Annotated in this window: 20 protein-coding genes; 16 read left to right on the forward strand and 4 right to left on the reverse strand. The window is 36.2% G+C overall.

Going from position 1 to position 24,528, the window contains the following annotated elements; all coding sequences use genetic code 11:
- The first annotated feature begins 22 nt into the window (after positions 1 to 22).
- The 16 genes from rsmH (at position 23) to yfbR (ending at position 18,209) form a co-directional block, all read left to right on the forward strand.
- Positions 23 to 961 (forward strand): 16S rRNA (cytosine(1402)-N(4))-methyltransferase RsmH, encoded by a 939-nt coding sequence (gene rsmH, locus J3U63_RS07895; RefSeq protein ID WP_267333551.1) that lies wholly within the window; start codon positions 23 to 25, stop codon positions 959 to 961.
- Positions 951 to 1,328 carry a cell division protein FtsL gene (gene ftsL, locus J3U63_RS07900; RefSeq protein ID WP_065633882.1) on the forward strand — a complete coding sequence of 126 codons (378 nt, stop codon included), beginning with the start codon at positions 951 to 953 and terminating at the stop codon, positions 1,326 to 1,328. Before rsmH ends, ftsL begins: the two co-directional genes overlap by 11 nt.
- Positions 1,328 to 3,103, forward strand: a complete 1,776-nt coding sequence (gene ftsI, locus J3U63_RS07905; RefSeq protein ID WP_267333550.1) for a peptidoglycan glycosyltransferase FtsI — start codon at positions 1,328 to 1,330, stop codon at positions 3,101 to 3,103. The genes ftsL and ftsI overlap by 1 nt, the downstream gene beginning before the upstream one ends.
- 13 nt (positions 3,104 to 3,116) lie before the next feature.
- On the forward strand, positions 3,117 to 4,670 hold the full coding sequence (gene murE, locus J3U63_RS07910) for a UDP-N-acetylmuramoyl-L-alanyl-D-glutamate--2,6-diaminopimelate ligase (protein WP_267343958.1): 1,554 nt from the start codon (positions 3,117 to 3,119) through the stop codon (positions 4,668 to 4,670).
- A complete protein-coding gene (gene murF, locus J3U63_RS07915; RefSeq protein WP_267343957.1) occupies positions 4,667 to 6,028 on the forward strand; it encodes a UDP-N-acetylmuramoyl-tripeptide--D-alanyl-D-alanine ligase in 1,362 nt (453 codons plus the stop codon). Before murE ends, murF begins: the two co-directional genes overlap by 4 nt.
- 15 nt (positions 6,029 to 6,043) lie before the next feature.
- Positions 6,044 to 7,126 (forward strand): phospho-N-acetylmuramoyl-pentapeptide-transferase, encoded by a 1,083-nt coding sequence (mraY, locus tag J3U63_RS07920; protein ID WP_267333547.1) that lies wholly within the window; start codon positions 6,044 to 6,046, stop codon positions 7,124 to 7,126.
- A 22-nt stretch (positions 7,127 to 7,148) separates the two neighbouring features.
- Complete coding sequence (gene murD / locus J3U63_RS07925; RefSeq protein ID WP_267347594.1) at positions 7,149 to 8,483, forward strand: UDP-N-acetylmuramoyl-L-alanine--D-glutamate ligase; 1,335 nt, start codon at positions 7,149 to 7,151, stop codon at positions 8,481 to 8,483.
- Positions 8,480 to 9,631, forward strand: a complete 1,152-nt coding sequence (gene ftsW, locus J3U63_RS07930) for a cell division protein FtsW (protein WP_267333545.1) — start codon at positions 8,480 to 8,482, stop codon at positions 9,629 to 9,631. The genes murD and ftsW overlap by 4 nt, the downstream gene beginning before the upstream one ends.
- Positions 9,631 to 10,683, forward strand: a complete 1,053-nt coding sequence (gene murG, locus J3U63_RS07935) for an undecaprenyldiphospho-muramoylpentapeptide beta-N-acetylglucosaminyltransferase (protein ID WP_267343955.1) — start codon at positions 9,631 to 9,633, stop codon at positions 10,681 to 10,683. Before ftsW ends, murG begins: the two co-directional genes overlap by 1 nt.
- A 168-nt stretch (positions 10,684 to 10,851) precedes the next feature.
- Entirely contained in the window at positions 10,852 to 12,297 is a 1,446-nt protein-coding gene (gene murC / locus J3U63_RS07940) for a UDP-N-acetylmuramate--L-alanine ligase (RefSeq protein WP_065798417.1), read from the forward strand.
- Between the two features lie 5 nt (positions 12,298 to 12,302).
- A complete protein-coding gene (locus tag J3U63_RS07945) occupies positions 12,303 to 13,211 on the forward strand; it encodes a D-alanine--D-alanine ligase (RefSeq protein WP_267371200.1) in 909 nt (302 codons plus the stop codon).
- A 13-nt stretch (positions 13,212 to 13,224) separates the two neighbouring features.
- Positions 13,225 to 14,058: an FtsQ-type POTRA domain-containing protein gene (locus J3U63_RS07950; protein ID WP_267333543.1), complete on the forward strand. Its 834-nt coding sequence runs from the start codon at positions 13,225 to 13,227 to the stop codon at positions 14,056 to 14,058.
- A 21-nt stretch (positions 14,059 to 14,079) separates the two neighbouring features.
- On the forward strand, positions 14,080 to 15,333 hold the full coding sequence (ftsA, locus tag J3U63_RS07955) for a cell division protein FtsA (RefSeq protein ID WP_267333542.1): 1,254 nt from the start codon (positions 14,080 to 14,082) through the stop codon (positions 15,331 to 15,333).
- A gap of 93 nt (positions 15,334 to 15,426) precedes the next feature.
- Positions 15,427 to 16,554: a cell division protein FtsZ gene (gene ftsZ / locus J3U63_RS07960; protein ID WP_416379582.1), complete on the forward strand. Its 1,128-nt coding sequence runs from the start codon at positions 15,427 to 15,429 to the stop codon at positions 16,552 to 16,554.
- A gap of 65 nt (positions 16,555 to 16,619) precedes the next feature.
- On the forward strand, positions 16,620 to 17,534 hold the full coding sequence (lpxC, locus tag J3U63_RS07965; RefSeq protein ID WP_065633869.1) for a UDP-3-O-acyl-N-acetylglucosamine deacetylase: 915 nt from the start codon (positions 16,620 to 16,622) through the stop codon (positions 17,532 to 17,534).
- Positions 17,535 to 17,621: 87 nt separating this feature from the next.
- Positions 17,622 to 18,209: a 5'-deoxynucleotidase gene (gene yfbR, locus J3U63_RS07970; RefSeq protein ID WP_267343954.1), complete on the forward strand. Its 588-nt coding sequence runs from the start codon at positions 17,622 to 17,624 to the stop codon at positions 18,207 to 18,209.
- A gap of 82 nt (positions 18,210 to 18,291) precedes the next feature.
- Here the strand turns inward: yfbR and J3U63_RS07975 are convergent, their stop codons facing one another.
- The 4 genes from J3U63_RS07975 to J3U63_RS07990 all read right to left on the reverse strand — a co-directional run bounded on the left by J3U63_RS07975 (position 18,292) and on the right by J3U63_RS07990 (position 24,444).
- Complete coding sequence (locus J3U63_RS07975; protein ID WP_267343953.1) at positions 18,292 to 20,745, reverse strand: autotransporter outer membrane beta-barrel domain-containing protein; 2,454 nt, start codon at positions 20,743 to 20,745, stop codon at positions 18,292 to 18,294.
- 122 nt (positions 20,746 to 20,867) lie between these two features.
- Complete coding sequence (locus J3U63_RS07980; protein ID WP_267333539.1) at positions 20,868 to 21,539, reverse strand: response regulator; 672 nt, start codon at positions 21,537 to 21,539, stop codon at positions 20,868 to 20,870.
- Entirely contained in the window at positions 21,539 to 23,158 is a 1,620-nt protein-coding gene (gene dcuS, locus J3U63_RS07985; RefSeq protein ID WP_267333538.1) for a DcuS/MalK family sensor histidine kinase, read from the reverse strand. Before dcuS ends, J3U63_RS07980 begins: the two co-directional genes overlap by 1 nt.
- Before the next feature lie 125 nt (positions 23,159 to 23,283).
- A complete protein-coding gene (locus J3U63_RS07990) occupies positions 23,284 to 24,444 on the reverse strand; it encodes an NAD(P)-dependent malic enzyme (RefSeq protein WP_267366793.1) in 1,161 nt (386 codons plus the stop codon).
- Positions 24,445 to 24,528 lie beyond the last annotated feature (84 nt).

Below are 24,528 nucleotides of genomic sequence, written 5' to 3' on the forward strand. Positions count from 1 at the left end.
TAAATAATAGAGTACAAGACTAATGAGCTATCTACATACAACTGTTTTACTAAATGAAGCTATTGCAGCATTAAATATAAAAAAAAACGGTATTTATGTTGATGGAACTTTTGGTCGAGGCGGTCATTCTCGTTTAATTTTAAATCATCTAGGTAATGAAGGAAGATTAATTGCCATTGATCGCGATGCCAAAGCTCAACAGGCAGCGAGTGAAATAATTGATCCGCGATTTACCTTTATTCGTGGTGAGTTTTCTAATGTATATCAATATATTGATAATTTAGGCTTACTTGGTAAAGTTGATGGTTTTTTATTGGACCTTGGGGTTTCTTCTCCGCAACTTGATGATCCGCAAAGAGGATTTTCGTTTATGCGTGATGGTCCGCTCGATATGCGGATGAATAATCATCAGGGCATGACAGCAAGTGAGTGGCTATTACATAGTGATGAAGCCGATATAGCATGGGTATTAAAAACATTTGGTGAAGAAAAATTTGCTAAACGTATTGCGCGAGCTATTGTCGAAAAAAACAAAATTATGCCGATTACTCGCACATTAGAGTTAGCCAATTTAATTGAACAAGCAACACCTAAAAAAGATAAACATAAACATCCAGCAACACGGAGTTTTCAAGCAATTCGTATATATATTAATAGCGAACTTGAAGAAGTTGAACAAGCATTGAACGCCAGTTTGTCGATACTTGCCAACCAAGGACGGCTTGCCGTAATTAGTTTTCATTCTTTAGAAGATCGAATAGTTAAGCAATTTATTAGCAAACAGAGTAAAGGACCTGAGTTGCCAGCAGGATTACCACTTACTGAACAACAAATTAAACAATATGGTGGTGCCGAGTTAAAATCACTTGGCAAGGTAAAACCAAGTATGGATGAGATTAATCACAACCCGCGTTCAAGAAGCGCAATATTAAGGGTAGCTGAAAGGAAAAATGAACAGTAATCAAGCAAATGATAGCGAAAATTTTTATGCTGAAATCGACAATCAAAAGCGACCAAGTAAAAGTTTATTTGGCTTAATTGTTGGTGATTTGCTCGGTCATCAAAAAATTTCATTATTATTACTTATACTTATCATTATTACAGCTGGAGCCGTATTAATCACAACGCAACAAGTTCGTAAGCAACTATTTGAACGTGAGCAACTTTTACTAGAACAAGATGTTTTAGAGAGCGAATGGCGTAATTTAGTTATTGAAGAAAATGTACTTGCCGATCCGAAACGTGTTGAAGATAAAGCTAAAAATCAATTGGGTATGTCATATGTGACGCCTCAAAATGAAACCGTTATTGTGATAAAGAGTAAATAATGAAACCTGTAGTGAAAAATAATAAAGATAAAACTAAAAAGGTTGTAAAAACAAACAAAGCAAATAAACCGAACAAAAAACAGTTTTTTACACCTAACCGTTTTTATATCGTCTATGGCTTTATTATATTTGCTATTGTGTGTTTAATTATTCGAATGGCAATATTGCAGATAATAGAACCAGATAAGCTTATTGCTGAAGGTAATAAACGATCCATTCGCCATCAAGAAATGGATGCACCGCGTGCCATGATTACTGATCGTAATGGTCGAGCGCTTGCCGTGAGTGTGCCAATGTTTGATGTGTGGGCGGATCCTAAAATTGTTGTACAAAAAGGTGGTGTCAAGGCTGATGATATTAGGTGGCAAGGTTTAGCCAAAACACTCAATATATCAATGTCAACCTTACAGCAAAAATTGAGTAATCCATCTATGCGTTTTGTGTATTTAACTAAGCAAATTACACCAACAATAGCGGATTATTTAAAACAGTTAAAACTACCGGGTATTTCGTTTGCTAAAACATCCAAACGTTATTATCCCGCTGCTGAAAATATTGCGCAGTTAATTGGTTTAACCGATATCGACGATAACGGCACCGAACGGGGTTCTGAAGGGATAGAAAAAAGCTTCAATAAATGGTTAATTGGTGAATCAGGACAACGAGTCGTAAGACGTGACCGAGTTGGTCGGGTTATTGAAGAGTTAGAACGAACTGATAGTGAAGCCGCATCCGATTTAACGTTAAGTATTGATGAACGCTTGCAATCTTTAGTGTACAGCGAATTAAGTCAAGCGGTTGAATTTAATAAAGCCGATAGTGGAACAGCTGTTTTAATTGATGTGCATACAGGTGAAATTTTAGCGATGGCAACGAGCCCGTCTTATAATCCTAATAATCGTTCCTCTATTGATTATAATTTATTACGTAATAGAGCTGTCACTGATGCGTTTGAACCTGGTTCAACAGTTAAACCATTAGTTGTTATGGCAGCTTTAGAGAAAAAAATTGCAGATGTAAATACTATCATTGATACCCGACCATTTTTTGTGAATCGGTATGAAATTAAAGACGTGTCGTATCAAAAATCATTAAATCTAGCGGGCATTTTAGAAAAATCAAGTAATGTTGGGGTCAGTAAATTAGCATTACAAATGCAGCCAGGCGAGTTAGTTGAATTTTATAGTCGTTTTGGTTTAGGTCAGCCAACGGGATTAGGATTAGGTGGTGAAGTGAGTGGATCTATTGCTGCTGATCGTACCAGAAAATGGGCAGATATTGAGCGCGCCACCTTTGCATTCGGGTATGGTTTAAGTGTCACACCGTTACAATTAGCCAGAGCTTATGCAACTATTGGTAGTTACGGTATATATCGTCCTGTTTCTATCTTAAAAATTACAGAACCGGTTAAAGGTGAACGCGTAGTACAAGAAAAAATAGCTAAAACAGTCGTGCAATTGATGGAAGCTGTGGCTGTGACAGGTGGGGGAACTAAAGCTTCGGTACCTGGTTATAGTGTTGGCGTTAAAACGGGTACTGCAAAAAAATTATCGGGTGGACGCTATGTCAATCAATATTTAGCTTATACCGCAGGAATTGCACCGGCAACCGGTCCTAAATATTCATTAGTTGTTGTTATTGATAACCCGAAAGCCGGTCAATATTATGGTGGTTCAGTATCCGCACCTGTTTTTAGCCGTATTATGGGGGGGGTTCTTCGAACAATGAATGTGAAGCCAGATCGTCAAGTTGATGGGCAAATGATTATTTATTAACAGGTGGTAAATGATGTCTACAAGCACATTTAAAACATTATTTGAATTATTAGGTGGAACTGGCAAATTAGAATTAGCCGATTTTCCGCTTAATCATTTACGTATCGATAGTCGTCAAGTGGAAAAAAACGATGTGTTTGTTGCGATCAAAGGGCATACCGTAGATGGTCGTAATTTTATTGAACAAGCCATTTTGGCAGGTGCCGTTGCGATACTTATTGAAACTAATCGAAAATCGAATAATTTAAAAATTAATTATCTTAAGCAAGATGATAAGTCTGTAATACCACAAATCAGTATTTTTCAATTGTCACATCGTTTGTCGATGATTGCTAATGATTTTTATCATTCACCTTCCAAAAAATTGTCAGTGATTGGAGTAACAGGCACTAATGGTAAAACCACAGTGACACAACTTATTGCTCAATGTACTACGTTATTAAATGAAAAAACCGCTATTTTAGGTACTATTGGTAATGGCATTTATAATCATCAGCTCGAGCCATCAACCAATACCACTGCATCAGCTATCGATGTACAAACTTTATTAGCCGATTTTGTGAAAAAGCATGTCAAAGTTGTAGCAATGGAAATTTCTTCACATGGTTTAGCCATGGACCGCGTTAAAAGTTTAAATTGTGCCGCAACCGTATTTACCAATCTCAGTCGAGATCATCTTGATTATCATAAAACTATGAGTAAATACGCGAAAGCAAAATGGTCATTATTCACTCCAGAAGAAAAGCAAAAGCAAGTACTAAATTCGGGCAAGTCAATTGTGAATTATGATGATAAATATGGCAAGCGATGGATTGAAAAACTGACACAGGTGACAGCGGTATCTTGCCAGCCTAAATCGTTACGTCGTTTAAAAGCACTAAATATACCTTATGTTGGCGTATCGATGATTGAATACCACGATAAAGGCGCCAAAATTCATATGGAGTCAAGTTGGGGAAATGCCATTATCAATAGCCGATTATTAGGTGAATTTAATGTTTCTAATCTACTTTTGTCCATTGCAACTTTATTAACACTAGATTACCCATTTTTTGCTGTTGTGAATATGGCCTCTTTTCTTAAACCAATTTGTGGACGAATGGAAGTTCTACACGAAAAAAATAGTCCTACAGTTATTGTCGATTATGCGCATACGCCAGATGCATTACAAAAAGCGTTACAAGCTAGCCGAATTCACTGCAAAGGAACGTTATGGGTGATTTTTGGTTGTGGTGGTGATAGAGATAGTGGAAAGCGCCCATTAATGGCTGAAGTGGCTGAACAATTTGCTGATCAAATTGTACTAACTAATGATAATCCACGCACTGAAGATGAAATGAACATTATTCATGATATTCAACAAGGGTTACATGATGGTACCCATGTAAAAGTCATCCCTGATAGAAAACAAGCGATTACTTATACACTAAAACAAGCTAAATCTAATGATGTAATATTAATTGCAGGCAAAGGGCACGAGGATTACCAGATTGTAGGTAAAACCAAATATCACTATTCTGATCAAGAAACAGTGAAACAGCTTTTAGGAGTAGCGAATCAATCATGATTCCATTACAAATTAAACAAATCAAAAAAGTCATAAATGGTCAATCTTATCATATCTTAAACGAAGATATGATGATTGATGCTATTTGTACAGACTCCAGAAACATTATCAAAAATGCAGTATTTATTGCCTTAGTGGGTGATCATTTTGATGGGCATGTTTTTGTTGAACAAGCAATAGAACAAGGCGCTAGTGTGGTTATTGTTGATCATAAAATTGACAATAATGCTATTGCTCAAATTGTCGTTAAGGATACAAAAATTGCACTTGGGCTTATTGCGGCGGCGGTTCGTCAGTTAAGTCATGCTAAAATTGTTGCGCTCACTGGTTCTTCGGGTAAAACCTCGGTTAAAGAAATGACTGCCGCAATTTTACAACATTGTGGTCAGACACTTTATACTCAGGGCAATTTTAATAATGATATTGGTGTACCGTTAACGTTATTCCGTCTAACTGAGCAAGATCAATATGCAGTAATAGAATTAGGCGCGAATCACATTGGTGAAATTGCGTATACAACTAATATTGTTAAACCCCAAAGTGCTCTAATTAATAATATTGCGCAGGCGCACCTTGAAGGCTTTGGTTCGCTTGATGGAGTGGCAACCGCCAAAGGTGAAATTTTTGCAGGATTAGCGAATCATGGTATTGCTATCATCAATTTAGATAGCTGTAGTGATAAGTGGTTTAATTCGTTAGGTAACAAAACGGTATGGACCTTTTCATTATCTAATCCATCGGCTAATTTTTATGCCAGTAATATTCAAATCGCTCAGACCACTTCATTTATCTTACATACACCTAATGGTCAATGTGCACTAGAACTTCCCTTGATTGGTGAACATAATGTTTCTAATGCGGTTGCGGCGTCAGCTTTAGCGATTTCTGTAGGCGCAACGTTTAATCAAATAAAGCAAGGTTTAGCTACCTTAAAACCGGTAAAAGGTCGATTGTTTCCAATACAATTAAATCAAACCCAGTTAATTTTGGATGATGCTTATAATGCTAATGTTGGTTCAATGTCGGCAGCTATTAAGGTTTTAGCAAAGCAACCTGGTTATCGAATTTTAGTTGTTGGTGATATGGCTGAATTAGGCGAAGATGCCGAAAAATATCATCAACAAATTGGTGAACTTGCTCATCACGAAAAACTTGATTGTGTCATTAGTGTCGGTAATTTAAGTCAATTTATTAGCCAGTATAGTGGTGTCGGCCACCATTTTAATCATAAACAAGATGCAGTGAATTATCTGTTAATGTTACTACGGCAGCATCCAATTTTAACCATACTAGTTAAAGGATCACGTAGCGCTAAAATGGAAGAGCTCATCGAAAAAATTCAAATCGAACAATGTTGATTCAGGATTAAAATTATGTTGTTTTTAATATCAGAACATTTAGTTAAATATTTTACTTTTTTTAATGTTATCTCTTATTTAACGGTCAGGGCCATCTTAGCGCTGTTAACTTCATTAGCTATTTCATTAATTATGGGGCAAAAGGTCATTGATTGGCTTCAAAAATTGCAGATTGGTCAAGTCATTCGTAATGATGGGCCCGAATCGCATTTAAGCAAAAAAGGGACGCCAACAATGGGAGGAACCCTCATTTTGGCATCAATCTCGATTTCAGTTTTTTTATGGGCAGATCTGCGTAATCCTTATGTCTGGGTAACCTTATTTGTTTTAATTGGTTACGGTATTGTTGGTTTTGCAGACGATTATTTAAAAGTTATTCGTAAAAATACAGCGGGCCTTATTGCTAGGTGGAAATACTTTTGGCAATCAGTTATTGCCTTAATTGTTGCGTTCGGCCTTTATGCTTATGGTAAAGATACAGCGGTAACCGTATTAGTTGTTCCTTTTTTCAAAGATGTGATGCCACAATTAGGATTATTCTTTATTTTGCTAACCTATGTGGTCATCGTTGGTGCCGGTAATGCGGTTAATTTGACGGATGGACTTGATGGACTTGCCATCATGCCAACAGTATTTGTTGCAGCAGGTTTTGCTTTAGTATCTTGGGCTACCGGTAATGTTAATTTTGCTGCTTATTTACATATTCCCTATATTAAATTCAGTGGAGAACTCATGATTGTTTGCACTGCAATCGTCGGTGCTGGACTTGGCTTTTTATGGTTCAACACGTATCCGGCTATGGTATTTATGGGCGATGTAGGGTCTTTAGCGTTAGGTGGTGTGTTTGGCATCATTTCAGTATTATTACGCCAAGAATTTTTATTACTGATAATGGGTGGTATATTTGTTATTGAAACGTTATCGGTAATTTTACAGGTTGGTTCTTATAAATTACGAGGTAAAAGAATTTTCAGAATGGCGCCAATACATCATCATTATGAACTTAAAGGTTGGCCGGAACCTCGGGTGATTGTTCGTTTTTGGATTATTTCATTAATGTTAGTATTAATTGGGTTATTAACGTTGAAATTACGTTAATTAATAAGATCAGGATTAAATCATGATTAGCTATCAGGGCAAAAACGTTGTTATTATTGGCTTAGGCATCACAGGGCTCTCTTGTGTGGACTATTTTCTTGCTCAAAATGTGATTCCAAAAGTGATTGATACACGTTTAAAGCCACAAGGATTAGAACTATTAGACAGCCGTATTGAATACCATTTAGGTGATCTAAAGCTTGATTGGTTGTTAGATGCTGATTTAATTATCGCAAGTCCCGGTATAGCTTTATCTACGCCACAATTACAACAAGCGGCAAACCAAGGTATTGAAATTATAGGCGATATAGAACTTTTCTGCCGCGAGGTTAACAAGCAAGCCAATAAGCAAGTAGTTGCCATTACCGGCGCCAATGGTAAAACAACCGTCACAACATTGGTTGGTGATATTGTTAAATCATCAGGTATTAAGGTTGGTGTTGGTGGTAATATCGGTGAGCCGGCATTATCACTTTTAAAACAAAATGTTGATGTGTATGTGCTTGAACTTTCAAGCTTCCAATTAGAAACAACTTTTAGTTTACAAGCAACTGTAGCGACGATTTTAAATATATCCGAAGATCACATGGATCGCTATCCGCTAGGTTTAATGCAATATGCTCAAGCTAAACAACGCATCTATCATAATGCAAAGTATTGCGTATTTAATCACGATGATAAATTAACAATACCTGCGTCTAATGAGCAAAATTGTGTCTCATTTGGGGTAAATAAAGGCGATTACCATTTAGATAATAAGTGTGAACATTTAATTGCACAAAATGAAGTGGTTTTATCGACTAAAGAGATGAAACTAATTGGGCGTCATAATTATTTAAATGCGTTGGCTGCGCTTGCTATTAGTGATCGATTAGGTATTTCCAGAACGTCAAGTTTAGCAACCATAGCAACCTTTCAAGGTTTAGCTCACCGATTTGAATTGGTATATCAACAAAATGGTGTGAAATGGATTAATGATTCAAAAGCGACCAATGTTGGAAGCACCGAGGCAGCGTTAAATAGTGTAGTGTGCCAAGGAAAGTTATATTTACTATTAGGTGGTGATGGAAAATCTGCCGATTTTACCCCTCTGATTCCTTACTTACAAAATAACCAGATTGAGGTTTTTTGTTTTGGGCGAGACCGTCAATTACTTGCAAAATTAGCACCGAGTAAAACTACTGTGACTGAAACCATGGCAGATGCAATGCAACTGATCGCGAATAAAGTTAAGGTGGATGATGTGGTATTGCTTTCCCCTGCGTGCGCCAGTTTAGATCAATTTAAAAATTATATTGAGCGAGGTAATCAATTTGCTCAACTGGCAAAGCAATATGCTCAAAGGAGTGAAAAATGACGTTTTTTTGGATAAAAAAACAGGTAAATCCAAATATACCGTTTGATAATTCATTACTCTGGACAGTGTTTGGTTTAATGATTTTTGGTTTGATTATGGTGACATCGGCATCGATGTCATTTAGTGAAACTAATCCTTTTTTCTATACCCAGCGCGAATTAATTCAGTTGGCTATGTCCCTGTTTTTAATGTTTGTAACATTGTATATTCCTATGCAGCGCTGGCAACAATTTAGTACCGCTCTTTTAATTGTTGCCATTATTATGTTAGTGATTGTATTAGGCATAGGCTCTTCAATCAATGGTGCATCACGTTGGATCCCATTAGGTGTTTTTAACTTCCAACCGGCTGAGTTAGCCAAATTATCTTTATTTATTTTTCTAGCAGCCTATCTATCACGCAAATCCGATGAAGTGCAAAATCGTTTTTGGGGATTTTTTAAACCTATGGTGGTGATGGCTGTTTTATCAATTCTACTCTTAAAACAACCCGATTTAGGTACCGTTATTGTGCTGTTTATGGTAACCATTGGTATTTTATTTATTGCCGGTGCTCAGTTGTGGCAATTTATTGCTATTTTGTTGACGGGTGTTGGTGCTGTGATATGTTTGATTTTATATGAAGCTTATCGTTTAACCCGTTTATTAACCTTTCTCGATCCTTGGCAAGACGCAACAGGATCGGGCTATCAGTTAGTTGCTTCATTGATGGCCATTGGTAGTGGTGGTATTACCGGTCAAGGAATGGGCAATTCAATTCTTAAATTGGGCTATTTACCCGAATGTCATACAGATTTTATTTTTTCTATTATTTCTGAGGAGTATGGTTATCTTGGGGTTGTTGCTTTATTGATGTTGTTATTTTTTCTAACATTTAAAGCATTAGCTATTGGATATAGAGCACTTAATGATGGTTCGCAGTTTTCAGGTTATTTAGCTTGTGAAATTGGTATTTGGTTTGGTTTTCAAACTTTCGTTAACATAGGCGTAACATCAGGCATGTTACCAACTAAAGGGTTAACATTACCATTTATTAGCTACGGTGGTTCAAGTCTTATTGTAATGAGCATTGCTGTTGCTATATTACTGCGAATAGACTATGAGTTTAGACAAAAACAAGCACAAGCAAGAATAAGGTCAATAAAATAATGAAAAAATTATTAGTGATGGCTGGTGGCACAGGCGGTCATGTATTTCCAGGTATTGCCGTTGCGCATTATTTGATGAAACAAGGGTGGCAAGTTAGGTGGCTTGGTACAGCAGATAGAATGGAAGCGCATTTAGTTCCTGAAAATGGAATTGATATTGATTTTATCCAAATATCAGGTTTACGCGGAAAAGGAATAAGCGCTTTATTAAAAGCACCTTATAAAATTGTTAAAGCGGTTTTGCAAGCAAGAAAAATTTTGAAAGCTTATCGTCCTGATGTAGTGCTTGGTATGGGGGGATATGTATCAGGTCCAGGTGGAATTGCAGCTAAAACTTTAGGTATACCTATTGTATTACATGAACAAAATGGTATTGCTGGTTTAACTAATAAATGGTTAGCGAAAATTGCAACTAAAGTGCTTCAAGCTTTTCCTACTGCTTTCCCCCATGCTGAAGTAGTGGGTAATCCGGTTCGCAATGATTTATTGCAACTAGCTGATCCTAGTGAAAGATTGAAAGATAGACAAGGTCCAATTCGAGTATTAGTAATGGGCGGTAGTCAAGGTGCTAAAGTGATTAATGATATTGTGCCTAAAGTGATAACCAAATTGTCCGATAAATATGTAGTTTGGCATCAAACAGGAAAAGGAATGCTAGAATCAGTTTCTCAGTCTTATCAAGATTGTGATATGACAAACAATAAAATTACTGAATTTATTTCTGATGTTGCCGAGGCTTATAATTGGGCGGATATTGTCATTTGCCGAAGTGGAGCACTAACAGTAAGTGAAATTGAAGTGGTCGGTATAGGGGCGATTTTCGTGCCATTTATGCATAAAGATCGCCAGCAATATTGGAATGCAAAATCTTTAGCCGATATTGGTGCTGCAACTATTATTGAGCAACCCGATTTTAATGTTGCATCGCTTTCTCATTTACTTGAAAATTTAAATCGATCGGAGTTAATAGATATGGCCGTTAAGGCTAAAAGTTTAGCCATTGTGAATTCGACAGAAAGAGTGGCTCAAACCTTGTGTTCAGTAGTAAAATGATTAATTTTTTATATAATGTGATGTAATCATCTTACTTAAGATGTTTAAGATTAATAATATCGTTATGACATATCAATTATTGAGTTCATTAATAATAAGCATAATAGAATACTCAATAAAGTTAAGGCATAACACGTAAATAAAAACAGTATAATTAGGAGTTCGATTGTGAATACGAAGGAATTAGCTGAATTAAGAGCAATTATTCCCGAAATGAAACGTGTCAAACATATCCATTTTGTTGGGATAGGTGGCGCTGGCATGGGAGGAATTGCCGAAGTTTTGGCTAATGAAGGTTATCAAATTAGTGGCTCGGACATTGCTGAAAACGCGGTAACACAACATTTAGAGACATTAGGTGCAAAAATTGTTATTGGGCATGCGGCCGAAAATATACTCGGTTCAAGTGTTGTTGTGATATCTTCAGCTATTTCGCAAGATAACATAGAAGTTGTTGCGGCGCGTGAAGCGCGTATTCCTGTTATTCAACGGGCAGAAATGTTAGCCGAACTAATGCGTTTTCGCTATGGTATAGCCATTGCCGGTACACACGGTAAAACCACAACAACAGCCATGGTTACAGCTATCTATGCTGAAGCAAAACTTGACCCGACTTTTGTTAATGGGGGATTGGTTAAAGCAGCTGGCACACATGCGCAATTAGGTAGCAGCCGTTATTTTATTGCCGAAGCAGATGAAAGTGATGCTTCATTTCTTCATTTGCAACCAATGGTATCGATTGTCACCAATATTGAACCTGATCACATGGATACTTATCAAGGTAATGTCGAAAATCTTAAACAGACATTTATCTCGTTTTTACGTAATCTTCCTTTTTATGGTTTAGCAATAATGTGTTATGACGATCCATTTAATCGTGATTTATTACCTATTGTCGGGCGTAAAATTATCACTTATGGATTTAGTGAAGAAGCGGATGTGGTCATTAAAAATTATCGTCAGGAACAAGGTATCAGCTATTACACGGTGTGCCGACCAAATCATGAAGATTTACAGATAGAATTAAATGCACCAGGAAAACACAATGCGTTAAATTCAGCTGCTGCAATTATTGCTGCCACTGAAGATGGTATTGACGATGAGTCAATTATTCATGCCTTAGCTAAATTTGCGGGCACCAGTAGACGGTTTGATTTATTGGGGGTCTTCCCGCATGTCAATGGCAGCGATATTATGATGGTGGATGATTATGGTCATCATCCAAGTGAAGTTAATGCAACAATACAGGCAGCAAGAAATGGTTGGCCCGATCGTCGATTAGTCATGTTGTTTCAACCCCATCGATATACTCGAACTCGGGATTTATTTGATGATTTTGCGCAAGTTCTTTCTCAAGTCGATGCGCTGGTTATGTTGGATGTTTATTCCGCCGGTGAGCAACCCATTGCGGGAGCGGATAGTCGATCTTTATGTCGTTCGATTCGTAATCGCGGTAAAGTTGATCCGATTTATGTTTCCGATTTAGATCTTCTACCTGAGATTATGCAGGAATTATTGCAAGGTGGGGATTTATTATTAACACAAGGTGCTGGTAGTGTAGGTCGTATTGCTCGACAATTAGCCAGTGCTCAATTATATTCAAAAGAGGTATAATAATCATGAACGATAAAGTAGCTGTATTATATGGTGGTACCTCTGCGGAACGTGAAGTGTCGATTAAATCTGGTCGTGCAGTGCTAGCCGGATTATTGGCCAGTGGGATTGATGCCCATCTTATTGATACTAAAGACCATGCTATTACGGATCTAAAGCAACAAGGTTTTAATAAAGCTTTCATCATACTGCATGGACGTGGAGGTGAAGATGGTATTGTTCAGGCCATTTTAACTTATCAAAATATTCCTTATACAGGCAGTGATGTGTTGTCATCTGCACTGACAATGGATAAATTAAAAACCAAATTAATTTGGAAAGCAATGGATTTGCCGGTTGCCAATTATGTTATGGTTAATAAAACCCAACCTGTTGATGTTGAGTCTATTGTTAAACAACTTGGTTTACCGCTATTTGTAAAGCCAATTCATGAAGGATCAAGCGTTGGGATGGCAAGAGTTAATGAAATCTTTGAATTGAAAGATGCTATAGATGTTGCTTTTCAATATGATGATGCGGTGATGGTTGAGTCATTTTTATCTGGACCGGAATTTACAGTAGCAATTGTTGGTGAAGAAGTTTTACCCGCAATTTACATTAAACCCGCTACCAAATTTTATGATTATGATGCAAAGTATCTATCTGACTCAACACAATACTTTTGCCCAAGCGGTTTACCCGAAAATAAAGAACAGGAAATTCGTAAATTGGCCCTTGATGCTTATAAAGCAGTAGGATGTCGAGGGTGGGGAAGGGTAGATATTATGTTTGACGATAATCAAAATCCTTATTTACTTGAAGTCAATACCGCTCCAGGTATGACAGATCATAGTTTAGTGCCAATGGCAGCCAAGCAATACGGTTGGTCATTTAGTGAACTAGTTACACGAATTTTAAAACTGGCAACTATATAATGGCCCTATTTTTATGAAACAAGTTAGGCAAGCAGCACATCGACGAGAAGAAAGAAAAAAAAGGCGCCTGCTTATTTTTCGTAATACAGAACAATTCATGGGATTTTTGTTCTTTATTATGATTATTTTAATTAGCACTTGGATTGTGCAAAGTATTAAAGAGTGGATGGATGATCCAGAACAAATGGTATTGTCTCAGTTAACATTGAGCGGAGAACATACTTATACAACGGAAAATGACCTTCGGGAAGCGATTTTAGGTTTAGGTTTACCAAATACTTATATTGGACAAGATGTTGATGATATTCAGCAAGAAGTCATGCGCTTTCCATGGGTTAAGCATGCCAGTGTACGAAAACAGTGGCCGGATCGATTGATTGTTCATGTCGAAGAGTATAAACCGGCATTTTATTGGAATGATTTATTTTTACTTGATGAAAATGGCGTTGTATTTAGTGTACCTTTGGATCGTATTAACGATTTAAAATTACCAAGGCTATATGGACCTGAAGGTAAAGCAAAATCAGTACTCGAAACATATTATAAATTAGATAATTTATCTAAAAAACTGGCTAATAATCAGTTGGCATTAAAGATTGACGCGGCAATATCCGATGAGCGAAATGCTTGGCAACTGATGGTAAAACAATGTATTGCTGGTATATGTGTTGAAGATCAGGAAATAAAATTGGTGTTAGGAAGTGAAAACATCGAAGAGCGTTATCAACTATTTATGAAATTATTTCCTGAAATACAATCAAGAATACCAACAAATGAAAGAATAACGGTCGCTGATTTACGTTATGAAAATGGTATTTCAGTACAAAGAGAAAAAATAGCGCAGTAAGGAATAAATAAAGGCTGAAGTATGAAAGCAACAGAAAAAAAATTGGTTGTAGGACTAGAAGTTGGTACATCAAAAGTACTTGCTCTTGTTGGTGAGGTTCTTCCCGATGGTATTATTAATATCATTGGTGTAGGGCACTGCCCATCAAAAGGCGTTGATAAAGGTGGTGTTAACGATCTAGAATCTGTGGTGAAATCAATCCAACGTGCTGTTGATCAAGCTGAGCTAATGGCAGATTGCCAAATATCTTCGGTTTATTTAAGTCTTTCTGGCAAACATATTCGTTGTCAAAATGAAATTGGTATGGTGCCAATTGCCGATGAGGAAGTGACCGCCGAAGATGTTGAAAATGTGGTGCATACAGCAAAATCAGTCAGAATTTTAGATGAACATCGAATCTTACATGTTATTGCCCAAGAATATTCCATTGATTTACAAGAAGGAATAAAAAATCCGATTGGTTTGTCTGGCGTACGTATGAAAGCTAAAGTGCATTTAGTCACTTGCCATAATGATATGGCCAGAAACATTGTAAAAGCGGTTGAACGTTGTGGTTTAAAAGTTGATCAGCTTATTTTTTCTGGCTTAGCATCGAGTTATGCAGTATTGACTGATGATGAAAAGGAATTAGGCGTCTGTGTTATTGATATGGGCGGCGGTACAATGGATGTGACGGTGTATACAGGTGGTGCTTTACGTCATTCTGTTGTCATTCCTTATGCGGGAAATGTTGTTACTAGCGATATCGCTTATGCCTTTGGTGCCCCGCCAATGGATGCTGAAAATATTAAAATTCGCTATGGTTGTGCTGTCGGTTCATTAATTGGTAAAGATGAAGTCATCGATGTACCGAGTGTCGGCGGTAGACCATCTCGTTCTTTACAAAGACAGACACTTGCTGATGTCATAGAACCTCGTTATTCTGAACTTCTTTCCTTAGTTCAAAAAGAATTACTTTCGCTACAAGACGAACTAAAAAAACAAAATGTCAAATATCAACTCGCAGCCGGTATTGTATTAACTGGTGGTGCAGCTCAAATCAAAGGTATGGTTGAGTGTGCGGAAAAAGTTTTTCAAAATCAAGTGCGTATAGGTCAGCCTTTAAATATTTCGGGCCTAACTGATTATGTACAAAAACCTTATTGTTCAACGACAGTTGGGTTATTACACTATGGGAAACAGAGTTTATTAAATGATGATGGCAAAGATAGTGACAAATCATCATTAAAAGGGATAGCTAAACGTTTGACCGGTTGGTTTAAAAAAGAATTTTAGCTAATATATTTCAAGAACTTCGTGGACATTGTAGACGGTTATCTGTACAATGTTCTAAGATCGTATAATTGGAGATAAGTTATGTTTGAGCCTATGGTTGCAGATGATGAACCAGCAGCAGTCATTAAAGTTATTGGTGTTGGTGGTGGCGGTGGTAACGCCGTTGAACACATGATTGCTGAACATATTGAAGGTGTAGAATTTTTTGCGGCAAATACAGATGCACAAGCATTAAAAAGAATTAAGGTAGGTCAAACTATCCAAATCGGTACCAATGTAACCAAAGGACTTGGTGCTGGTGCTAATCCTGAAGTGGGTAGAAATTCTGCCGAGGAAGATCGTGAGGTCATTCGTAGTGCTATTGAAGGCGCTGATATGGTATTTATCGCAGCGGGAATGGGTGGTGGAACAGGAACAGGTGCTGCCCCAGTCGTTGCTGAAATCGCTAAAGAGTTAGGTATTTTGACCGTTGCTGTAGTGACAAAACCATTTGGTTTTGAAGGTAAAAAGCGTATGGCTTTTGCTGAGCAAGGTATTGCTGAATTAGCTAAGCATGTTGATTCACTTATTACTATACCAAATGATAAATTACTAAAAGTATTGGGTAGAGGCGTTAAGTTATTAGATGCTTTTGCGGCAGCAAATGGTGTATTAAAAGGTGCGGTACAAGGTATTGCAGAATTAATTACTAAACCTGGTCATATCAACGTGGACTTTGCCGACGTTAGAACAGTGATGTCAGAAATGGGATATGCCATGATGGGATCAGGTCGTGCAAGTGGTGATAATCGAGCTGAAGAAGCTGCTGAAATGGCCATTTCTAGCCCATTATTAGAAGATATTGATTTATCTGGTGCGCGCGGCGTCTTAGTTAATGTTACCGCCGGTTTAGATCTTGGCTTAGAAGAATTCGAAACAGTGGGTAGTACAGTCAGAGCATTTGCTTCTGATAATGCCACTGTTGTTGTCGGGACAACTTTTGATCCTGATATGTCAGATGAAATTCGAGTTACTGTTGTTGCAACAGGCATTGGTATGGATAAGCGTCCAGAAGTTAAAATTGCTAAACCAATTTCACAAAACTCGCTATTTGGTCAAAGCAGTAATTTAGGACATCAAGAAGAGAAATTAGCTAAAGTGGTTAATGAGCAAAGCATTTCTCCTCTTGAAGAAAATAAAATTTTAGATATTCCTGCTTTTATCCGTAAGCAAGCGAATTAGTGTTGAACTTATTTGGTTTTTTATTGTCTAATGTCAATAGAAACAAATAGAATAGTAGGTGTAAAGTGAAACAAAGAACATTAAAAAGGACAATACAAGCAACAGGTGTTGGTTTGCATACCGGCAAAAAAGTTACTTTGACGTTACGCCCTGCGCCTGAAAATACAGGTGTTATTTATCGTCGTACTGATTTGAATCCATATGTTGATTTTCCGGTGGATGCAAAATCAGTGCGTGATACTATGCTTTGTACATGCTTAGTGAATGAAGATAACGTTCGTATCTCAACTGTTGAGCATATTAACTCAGCGCTAGCAGGTCTTGGCATCGATAACATTATTATCGAAGTTGATGCGCCTGAAATCCCAATTATGGATGGTAGTGCAAGTCCGTTTGTTTATTTACTGCTTGATGCAGGTATTACCGAGCAAAATGCACTTAAACGATTTTTACGCGTTAAAGAAACTGTTCGCGTTGAAAATGGTGACAAATGGGCTGAAGTTAGACCATATAATGGGTTTAGATTAGATTTTACTATCGATTTTCATCATCCGGCAATTGATAGTAGTTCACAACGTTATCAGTTGGATTTTTCGTCTGAATCATTTATTCGTCAAATTAGCCGAGCAAGAACATTTGGTTTTATGCGTGATATTGAAGCATTACAATCAAAAGGTTTGTGTTTAGGTGGTAGTTTAGATTGTGCAATTGTGGTTGATGACTATAAAGTCCTTAACGAAGATGGCTTGCGTTTTGAAGATGAATTTGTTCGTCATAAAATGCTCGATACTATCGGTGATTTATATATGTGTGGCCATAATATGATTGGCGAAGTCGTTTGTTATAAATCTGGTCATGCTTTAAATAATCAATTATTACAAGCTTTATTAGCAAAACAAGATGCGTGGGAATATGTCACTTTTACCGAAGAGCAAACTGTTCCACTTGCTTTAGGTACGCAGCAACTTGTTTTAGCTTAAAAATTTAAATACATTTATTTATCTAATAAGCGCTTCCATACAGTAATGGAAGCGTTTTTTATTTTTAAATCAGAAAGAGTTTTCCCTATGAATACTAGTCATTTTTTTGCTCATTTGTCACGATTAAAATTGATTAATCGCTGGCCTTTAATGCGTAATGTGAGAACTGAAAATGTATCTGAACACAGTTTGCAAGTGGCTTTTGTTGCCCATGCTTTAGCTATTATTAAAAATAAACGATTTAATGGTGATGTTAATCCTGAACGAATTGCATTATTAGCTATGTATCATGATGCATCAGAGGTTATCACGGGCGATTTACCCACACCAACCAAATATTACAATCCACAAATAACGGTTGAATATAAAAAAATTGAAAAAATAGCACAAAATAAACTCATTAATATGTTACCCAAAGAGTTACAAGACGATTTTAGATGCCTAATTGATGATGATTTTTATACTGAAGAAGAAAAAAGCATTGTGAAACAAGCTGATGCTTTATGTGCATATCTTAAAACAATTGAAGAGTTAAGTGCGGGTAATAACGAGTTTAAACTGGCAAAACAGCGCCTTAAAAAAACTTTATCTGAGCGAAGCAGCCCTGAAATGGATTACTTTTTAGATGTTTTTGTACCGAGTTTTAATCTTTCTTTAGATGAGATCACTGCATAGAGAATTATTGCTATGTCGATTTGATGATGCTCTTTTTTGAAAAAACAGTAGAGCATCATCTTTGTCTGGTTAGTTTCAGTGATTAAAAACTAATTTTTGTAAGAGCCGTAATATAATTTGAATTTCTTTTACTCTCACCAAAGTATTGATAATTAATATTTACATCAACTAAATTATATTTATAGGTGATGCCGCTAGCAAAGTTATATTGATTTTTGCTACGGTTGGATGAGTAGGCACGCATTTTAGATAAATTATCAATGCCATTAATAGTGATATCACTATCAAATTTATCATTACTCAAATTAAATGCATAACCTGTTTTTGCGGTTAACAATAATTGACTATCCTGATTTTGCCAAACTAAATAATTTGCTGTTAAATCGACAGGAAGCAATAATGATGAGTTAGATGATTTAGCATATTTAACTAAATCAATACTGTTATAACTGACATCATGTGCGCTATTTTCAGTATGCACATAAGTTAAACCAATCGCAGGTGTTAATGTTAATTGATCAGTACTTTGCCAGTCATAACCAATCGAACCACCAATATTCCACGTATTACTATGGAATTTTTCTTTGATAGTATTGTGATTGTCGTCTGCTTTTAATCGGTTTTTTCCATAAGAGTAGCCGGCGTAAGTTGATGCAATGATATTTGTTGGTGATTTATAAGTAGAATAAAGCTGAATTTGATAATTATTGATATCTGAATCATTGGATGAAGCTGCTTTATTTTTATAATCACCTGACGAATAACCGATTGCTGAGCCTACAAGTAGGTTATCTAGCAACTCGTTGTCGTATCCCATCATAAATCCGTTAGAAGAGTATTTATAACCAGAAATACCATCATGGTTATCGGTATTTTCATCATGATGGGTAAGGTTTATCCATAAATTATCATTATTATTGACTAATTTTTTATTTTGAAAATATTGTCCAACTTGTTTGTCTAAGATTGATTTCGTGTAATTGAAGTTGTTAAGTGCAATTTCAGACAAGTGTAAACCCTGATTATTATTATATAATCCAGCTAAGGTGCGATTAAATTGTAAACTCGTGCCACGATTTTCAATAGCTAAATTACCTCGTCCTATTGCGCTTAATATTGCCCAGTTTAAATCGCCAGCTAACGATTTATCAGAAATAACACTGCCTTTATTAGTCGGATTATAGAATGATTCATACGAAACTTTAGCTACATTTTGTGCAAATCGTTTTGCTACATTTTTTGAATTAGTACCGACTTGTTGATAATAACGGGAAATTTGACGATCAGCAGCAGCTTTTGTTTGAGCGGCATTACTAAAGTCAGTGACATTAGTCGCGTTAACAAATTTTAACTCATTGCCTGTTAATTTAAAGTTCAGATCGCCATAAATGTTTTGAATAAGTGCTTTTGTTTCATTATTTTGAATATTAGCAATTTTCAAAGAATTATTTGCTGATAATACGGTGGCATTAGCTTCAGAAGAGGTATATTTAAATGCGTTCTTTAAAAAGTCATCTGTTGCAGAAAATTTTGCTGTTGTATTAACATTAACATTATCACCATTAATTTCATTAATCTGTTTGGTATCAGAAACCCCAAAACTAATAATGCCATCAATATTTAATTGTGATGTTCGGTTAGTTTGATCACTAATGAAAAGAGAGCCTTTAGAGGATTCGATTGTCGCATTTTTACCGATATATACCTGTCCATTTGATGCCAGTTTGACAAAACCATTACCTCGGCTAGCACTTAAAATACCTTGATCAATCACGTTGAAATTACCACCAAGGCTGACATCAACAGTCCCTCCTCGCATAATGATCATTTTACCGGTCTTACCTATGGTCACAGAAGACTTATTGATATCGTTATTGGTCGTTTCTAGTACTGTTTTTGCTCCGATGATTTCAATATCACCACCAGTTAAATTAAAGCTACGAGTGATTAACTTAGCTGGTGCTAGAGCGGTACCGGCTAAATGATTATCGCCACTTCGAATATTGGTATCGCCATCTACTTTTACGGTGGTTTTACCTGTCGTATTTACGCCTGTTCCCATGACATTACCAGCCAAAATCATGAGTCCGCCTCTTTCTTTATCTGCACCTAATTCAACATTAATATCGCCTGTTACATGAACGTTAATGTCTTGATTGATAGGGTTATATGGATAATCTTTATGCAACCCTAAATATTGAGTAAAGAATTTTGTATCAAATTTACCAATCCATGTATCATTATGAATTTGAAAGTTACCATTGATATTCATATTGATATCACCTGCGGCAAGTGAAGCTGTTTCACTATCGGTTTTACCACTAAAACCTAAGTGAAATGAACCATCACTATTAACAGTCAAACCGTCAGAAACGTTAATATTAACCGCATTAGTAGTACTGTTAGTTATGAAATAACGTTCATTAATCTGGTTAAAAGGTAAAATGACATCAGAAGAAGCGACATAGTTATAAGCTTGTGCTTGATTGGCACTAAATACTGTGATGATTAATAAAGAAATTGATTTGAGTTTCATGGTTTATCTAAAAATCCTTTTAAAAATGAGGATAATAAACCATCAATAATAATAATCAATAATTTTTATTTCTTGACTGTTATTATTTTATAATCAATATGTTAATTAAAAATAATCACAAATTAATTCTGATAAGTATAACGTTTTACTGGTCTACCAATGGATAAGTAGGTCAAATGACTTTCAAGCTCTTCACGTTCTTCTAAGTAATCAAGATATTTTTTTAATGATATGCGCGATAATGGTATTAACTCGACAATATCGCTCATCGAAAATTCATGATTATAGTGAATAATAGTTTCACGGACTTTTTTTAATGTTTGGCTATCAATTCCTTTGGGTAACTCTTTATGGTTTATCGATGGTTTGGCAAAAATACGATCGTCTAATTGATGTTGATTAAGTATTTTTGATGACGACAATAAACGTACTCGTTCTTGATATGAAATAAGTGCAGTTCTTAAACGTTCAAAGGTAAATGGTTTGACAATATAATCAATTACGCCCAAACGTAATGCTGTTTGGATATCACTGGTATTACATGCTGCTGTCACCATAATAATATCAATTTGTGGATAACTGATACGAATATGTTGTAACAACTCAAGCCCATTAAGTTTAGGCATAAAGACATCGAGTAAGATAAGATCTATATGATTGTCATGAATAAAATGGAGTGCTTGTTCGCCATTACTCACATTGGCAATTAAATGAAATCCTGTCATCCTTTGTAGGTATTTTTTATTTAACTCCGCCACCATTGGATCGTCTTCAACAATCAATACATCAACCATTACTCTTTCTCTCTATAAAGTTCACAAAGTGGTAATGATACTTTAAAACAAGCCCCTTTTTTATTAATTGGATCACACAATTGAATATGCCCACCAAGTTCATCAAGACTAGCTAATACTAAATAAAGTCCTATACCTCGGTTATCTCCTTTGGTTGAATAGCCTTTGTTAAAGATATATTGTATATCTTCTTGTGCAATACCTTCACCATTATCAATGACTTCAATTTCAAAAATTTCATGACTTATCACTAAATTAATAATGATCTGTTTATCATCTAAAAATTGAATAGCATCTAATCCATTATCGATGAGATTGCCAAGAATGGTAATTAAACTGTGGGTCACAGAGATATTCGGGATGAGTTTTAATTCACCTTTAACATTTAAAGATAATGATATACCGAGCTCACGAGCTCGACTAAATTTGCTATTTAAAAATCCCGCAATAATAGGATCTTTTATTGTTTGACTAATTAACTTAGATTCGGCTTGTTTGTTACCTATTATCTCTTCAAGATAATCGATTAACTCTTGTTTATTATCATTAAAGGCTAACCCATAGATAACATGTAATTTATTATTAAATTCATGAGATTGTGAACGTAATGCATCAGCATAACGATTCACCCCCGTTAGGTTTTCGGCTAATTGTCGTACTTCTGTCATATCCCTAAATGAGGCAATCGCGCCAACAAGTGATTCTTTTACAAATAATGGTGTTCGGTTAGTTAAAATAACAACGCCATTGATGTTTTGTTCACAATCATATTCAGGAATACCTGTCATCATGACATCACACAATCGAGTATTGGGAATAATCTTTGCAATTGGATAGCCGATAATATTATCTTTGCTATCTGGTAAACGTAATATTCTTCTCGCTTCGTCGTTAATTTGAGTTATCAGCCCTTCACGATTAACAACCACAATACCTTCTTTAACTGTTCGTATAATTGCATTTCGTTCTTCAAATAAGTGAGCCATCTCTAATGGTTCGAGTCCATATAATATTTTTTTTATGTTTCGAGAAAGTAAAGACGCTAAGATAATGGCGATGATTAATGATGCGACTAATGATAACCAAATAGGTTGGCTGGTTTTGGCTGCTGAATGATTAATTTTTTTTAGCGTTTGTCCAACTAGAACCCCCCCAATTTGCTGGTGTAATTGATTGAAAATAGGTCTAAAAGCACGCACTGAATCGCCTAGGGTTCCTTTAGCAATGGATGAATAGGATTCGCCTTTTAATGCCGGTTGCTCATCGCCGCCAACAATAAGTTGCCCAATTTTGTTTTTATCTGGATGGGAAAGGCGTATGCTTTGCATATTAAAAATAACCACAAAATCGACTTGAGTCATTATCCGTGCTTGTTCAGCAATAGTTTGAATGGAGGCTAAATGTTCTGGTGTTGGGGTTTGCATTTTATGGATGATGTCATCGGATGTTGAGATGATATTAGCAATATTTTCAACCCCTTGACGTGAATGCATTAAATATTCGTCATTAACAACATGTACAATATAAATATTTTGGGCAATAACCGATAGTATAAATACCAAACAAATTAAGCTAATTAATTTAATTTTGAGTGTTAATCGATTAAAAAGATACTTCATATTCATCATTCATGCTAAATCATTAATAGTTTGATTATATTAACTTATTAATGGTGAAAACCTACTACCCAATTATTTTGATAGTAGGTTTTGATTGTTAAGTTTAGTTATTGATCCTCTATTACTTATTCACTTTTAGCCGCATTTTTCACACTTTCGGCTACGACTTTGGCGACATTAGGCTCAAAAGCGTTGGGTAATATACACTCTACAGATAATTTATCGGGCGTAATAATGTTAGCTAAACCTTTAGCTGCTGCTAACTGCATGGCTAACGTAATATTTTTGGCTCTCGCGTCAAGCGCACCTCTAAAGATGCCGGGAAAAGCCAGTACATTATTAATTTGATTCGGATAATCACTGCGCCCTGTTCCGACAATGTAAGCACCAGCGGCTTTTGCTTCATCAGGAAAAATTTCGGGTGTCGGATTTGCCATTGCAAAAATAATTGCTTTTTCTGCCATGGTTTTGACCCAATCGGCTTTTAAAACCCCAGGTGCAGATACGCCAATAAAAACATCGGCATTTTTTACTGCATCTTCAAGTGTACCTTTTTGTTTTGATTTATTTGTTCTTTTGGCTATCGCTAAATGATGAGGTGGTAGGCTTTGATCATCTTCAGATAAAATGCCAATTTTATCGACGATTTTTAGATCGGTAACACCTGCAGCTAAAAGCATATCGGCAATAGCTAAACCGGCAGCTCCACCGCCGTTAATAACAACTTTGGCCGATTCAATTGTTTTACCCGCCACTTTTAAAGCATTATATAACGCGGCTAAAACAACAATAGCTGTGCCGTGTTGATCATCATGGAAAACAGGGATATCTAATATTTCTTGCAATCTTTTCTCAATCTCAAAACATCTTGGCGCGCTAATATCCTCAAGATTAATTCCGCCAAAAGATGGGGCTAATGCTGCAATATGCTTAACTAACTCATCAGGATCTTGCGTATTGAGTGATAATGGAATGGCATCAACATTAGCAAATTTTTTGAATAATATCGCTTTGCCTTCCATGACGGGTATTGCTGCTTCAGGTCCTATATTTCCTAGCCCTAATACCGCTGAACCATCAGTTATAACCGCAACCAGATTGCGTTTGCTGGTATACTCATAAACTGATTCAGGATTTTTAGCAATTTCAGTACACACTGCAGCAACTCCAGGGGTATAAGCCACACTCAAATCCGACATAGAGTTAACCGGGACTTTAGCATTTATTTCAAATTTGCCATGCATTTGTTTACTGATAGCTAAGGCTTTTTCTTGCACTGTTGTCATAATTATTCCTTTTTAATTATACTCAATCAATTTTTTATAAGAGGTTAGATAATTGGATATCTAAACTGTTAACCTAATCATGTA

Origin of the sequence: Gilliamella sp. B2838, assembly GCF_026536185.1 — a bacterium.
Lineage (GTDB): Bacteria > Pseudomonadota > Gammaproteobacteria > Enterobacterales > Orbaceae > Gilliamella.

Coding starts and splice junctions, on each gene's coding strand:
- murE (WP_267343958.1), top strand. CDS start 3,117: ATGTCTACAAGCACATTTAAAACATTATTTGAATTATTAGGTGGAACT.
- dcuS (WP_267333538.1), bottom strand. CDS start 23,158: ATGAAGTATCTTTTTAATCGATTAACACTCAAAATTAAATTAATTAGC.
- murD (WP_267347594.1), top strand. CDS start 7,149: ATGATTAGCTATCAGGGCAAAAACGTTGTTATTATTGGCTTAGGCATC.
- J3U63_RS07975 (WP_267343953.1), bottom strand. CDS start 20,745: ATGAAACTCAAATCAATTTCTTTATTAATCATCACAGTATTTAGTGCC.
- J3U63_RS07990 (WP_267366793.1), bottom strand. CDS start 24,444: ATGACAACAGTGCAAGAAAAAGCCTTAGCTATCAGTAAACAAATGCAT.
- J3U63_RS07980 (WP_267333539.1), bottom strand. CDS start 21,539: ATGGTTGATGTATTGATTGTTGAAGACGATCCAATGGTGGCGGAGTTA.
- ftsI (WP_267333550.1), top strand. CDS start 1,328: ATGAAACCTGTAGTGAAAAATAATAAAGATAAAACTAAAAAGGTTGTA.
- ftsA (WP_267333542.1), top strand. CDS start 14,080: ATGAAAGCAACAGAAAAAAAATTGGTTGTAGGACTAGAAGTTGGTACA.
- mraY (WP_267333547.1), top strand. CDS start 6,044: ATGTTGTTTTTAATATCAGAACATTTAGTTAAATATTTTACTTTTTTT.
- yfbR (WP_267343954.1), top strand. CDS start 17,622: ATGAATACTAGTCATTTTTTTGCTCATTTGTCACGATTAAAATTGATT.
- ftsW (WP_267333545.1), top strand. CDS start 8,480: ATGACGTTTTTTTGGATAAAAAAACAGGTAAATCCAAATATACCGTTT.
- murF (WP_267343957.1), top strand. CDS start 4,667: ATGATTCCATTACAAATTAAACAAATCAAAAAAGTCATAAATGGTCAA.
- J3U63_RS07950 (WP_267333543.1), top strand. CDS start 13,225: ATGAAACAAGTTAGGCAAGCAGCACATCGACGAGAAGAAAGAAAAAAA.
- ftsZ (WP_416379582.1), top strand. CDS start 15,427: ATGGTTGCAGATGATGAACCAGCAGCAGTCATTAAAGTTATTGGTGTT.
- rsmH (WP_267333551.1), top strand. CDS start 23: ATGAGCTATCTACATACAACTGTTTTACTAAATGAAGCTATTGCAGCA.
- ftsL (WP_065633882.1), top strand. CDS start 951: ATGAACAGTAATCAAGCAAATGATAGCGAAAATTTTTATGCTGAAATC.
- murG (WP_267343955.1), top strand. CDS start 9,631: ATGAAAAAATTATTAGTGATGGCTGGTGGCACAGGCGGTCATGTATTT.
- J3U63_RS07945 (WP_267371200.1), top strand. CDS start 12,303: ATGAACGATAAAGTAGCTGTATTATATGGTGGTACCTCTGCGGAACGT.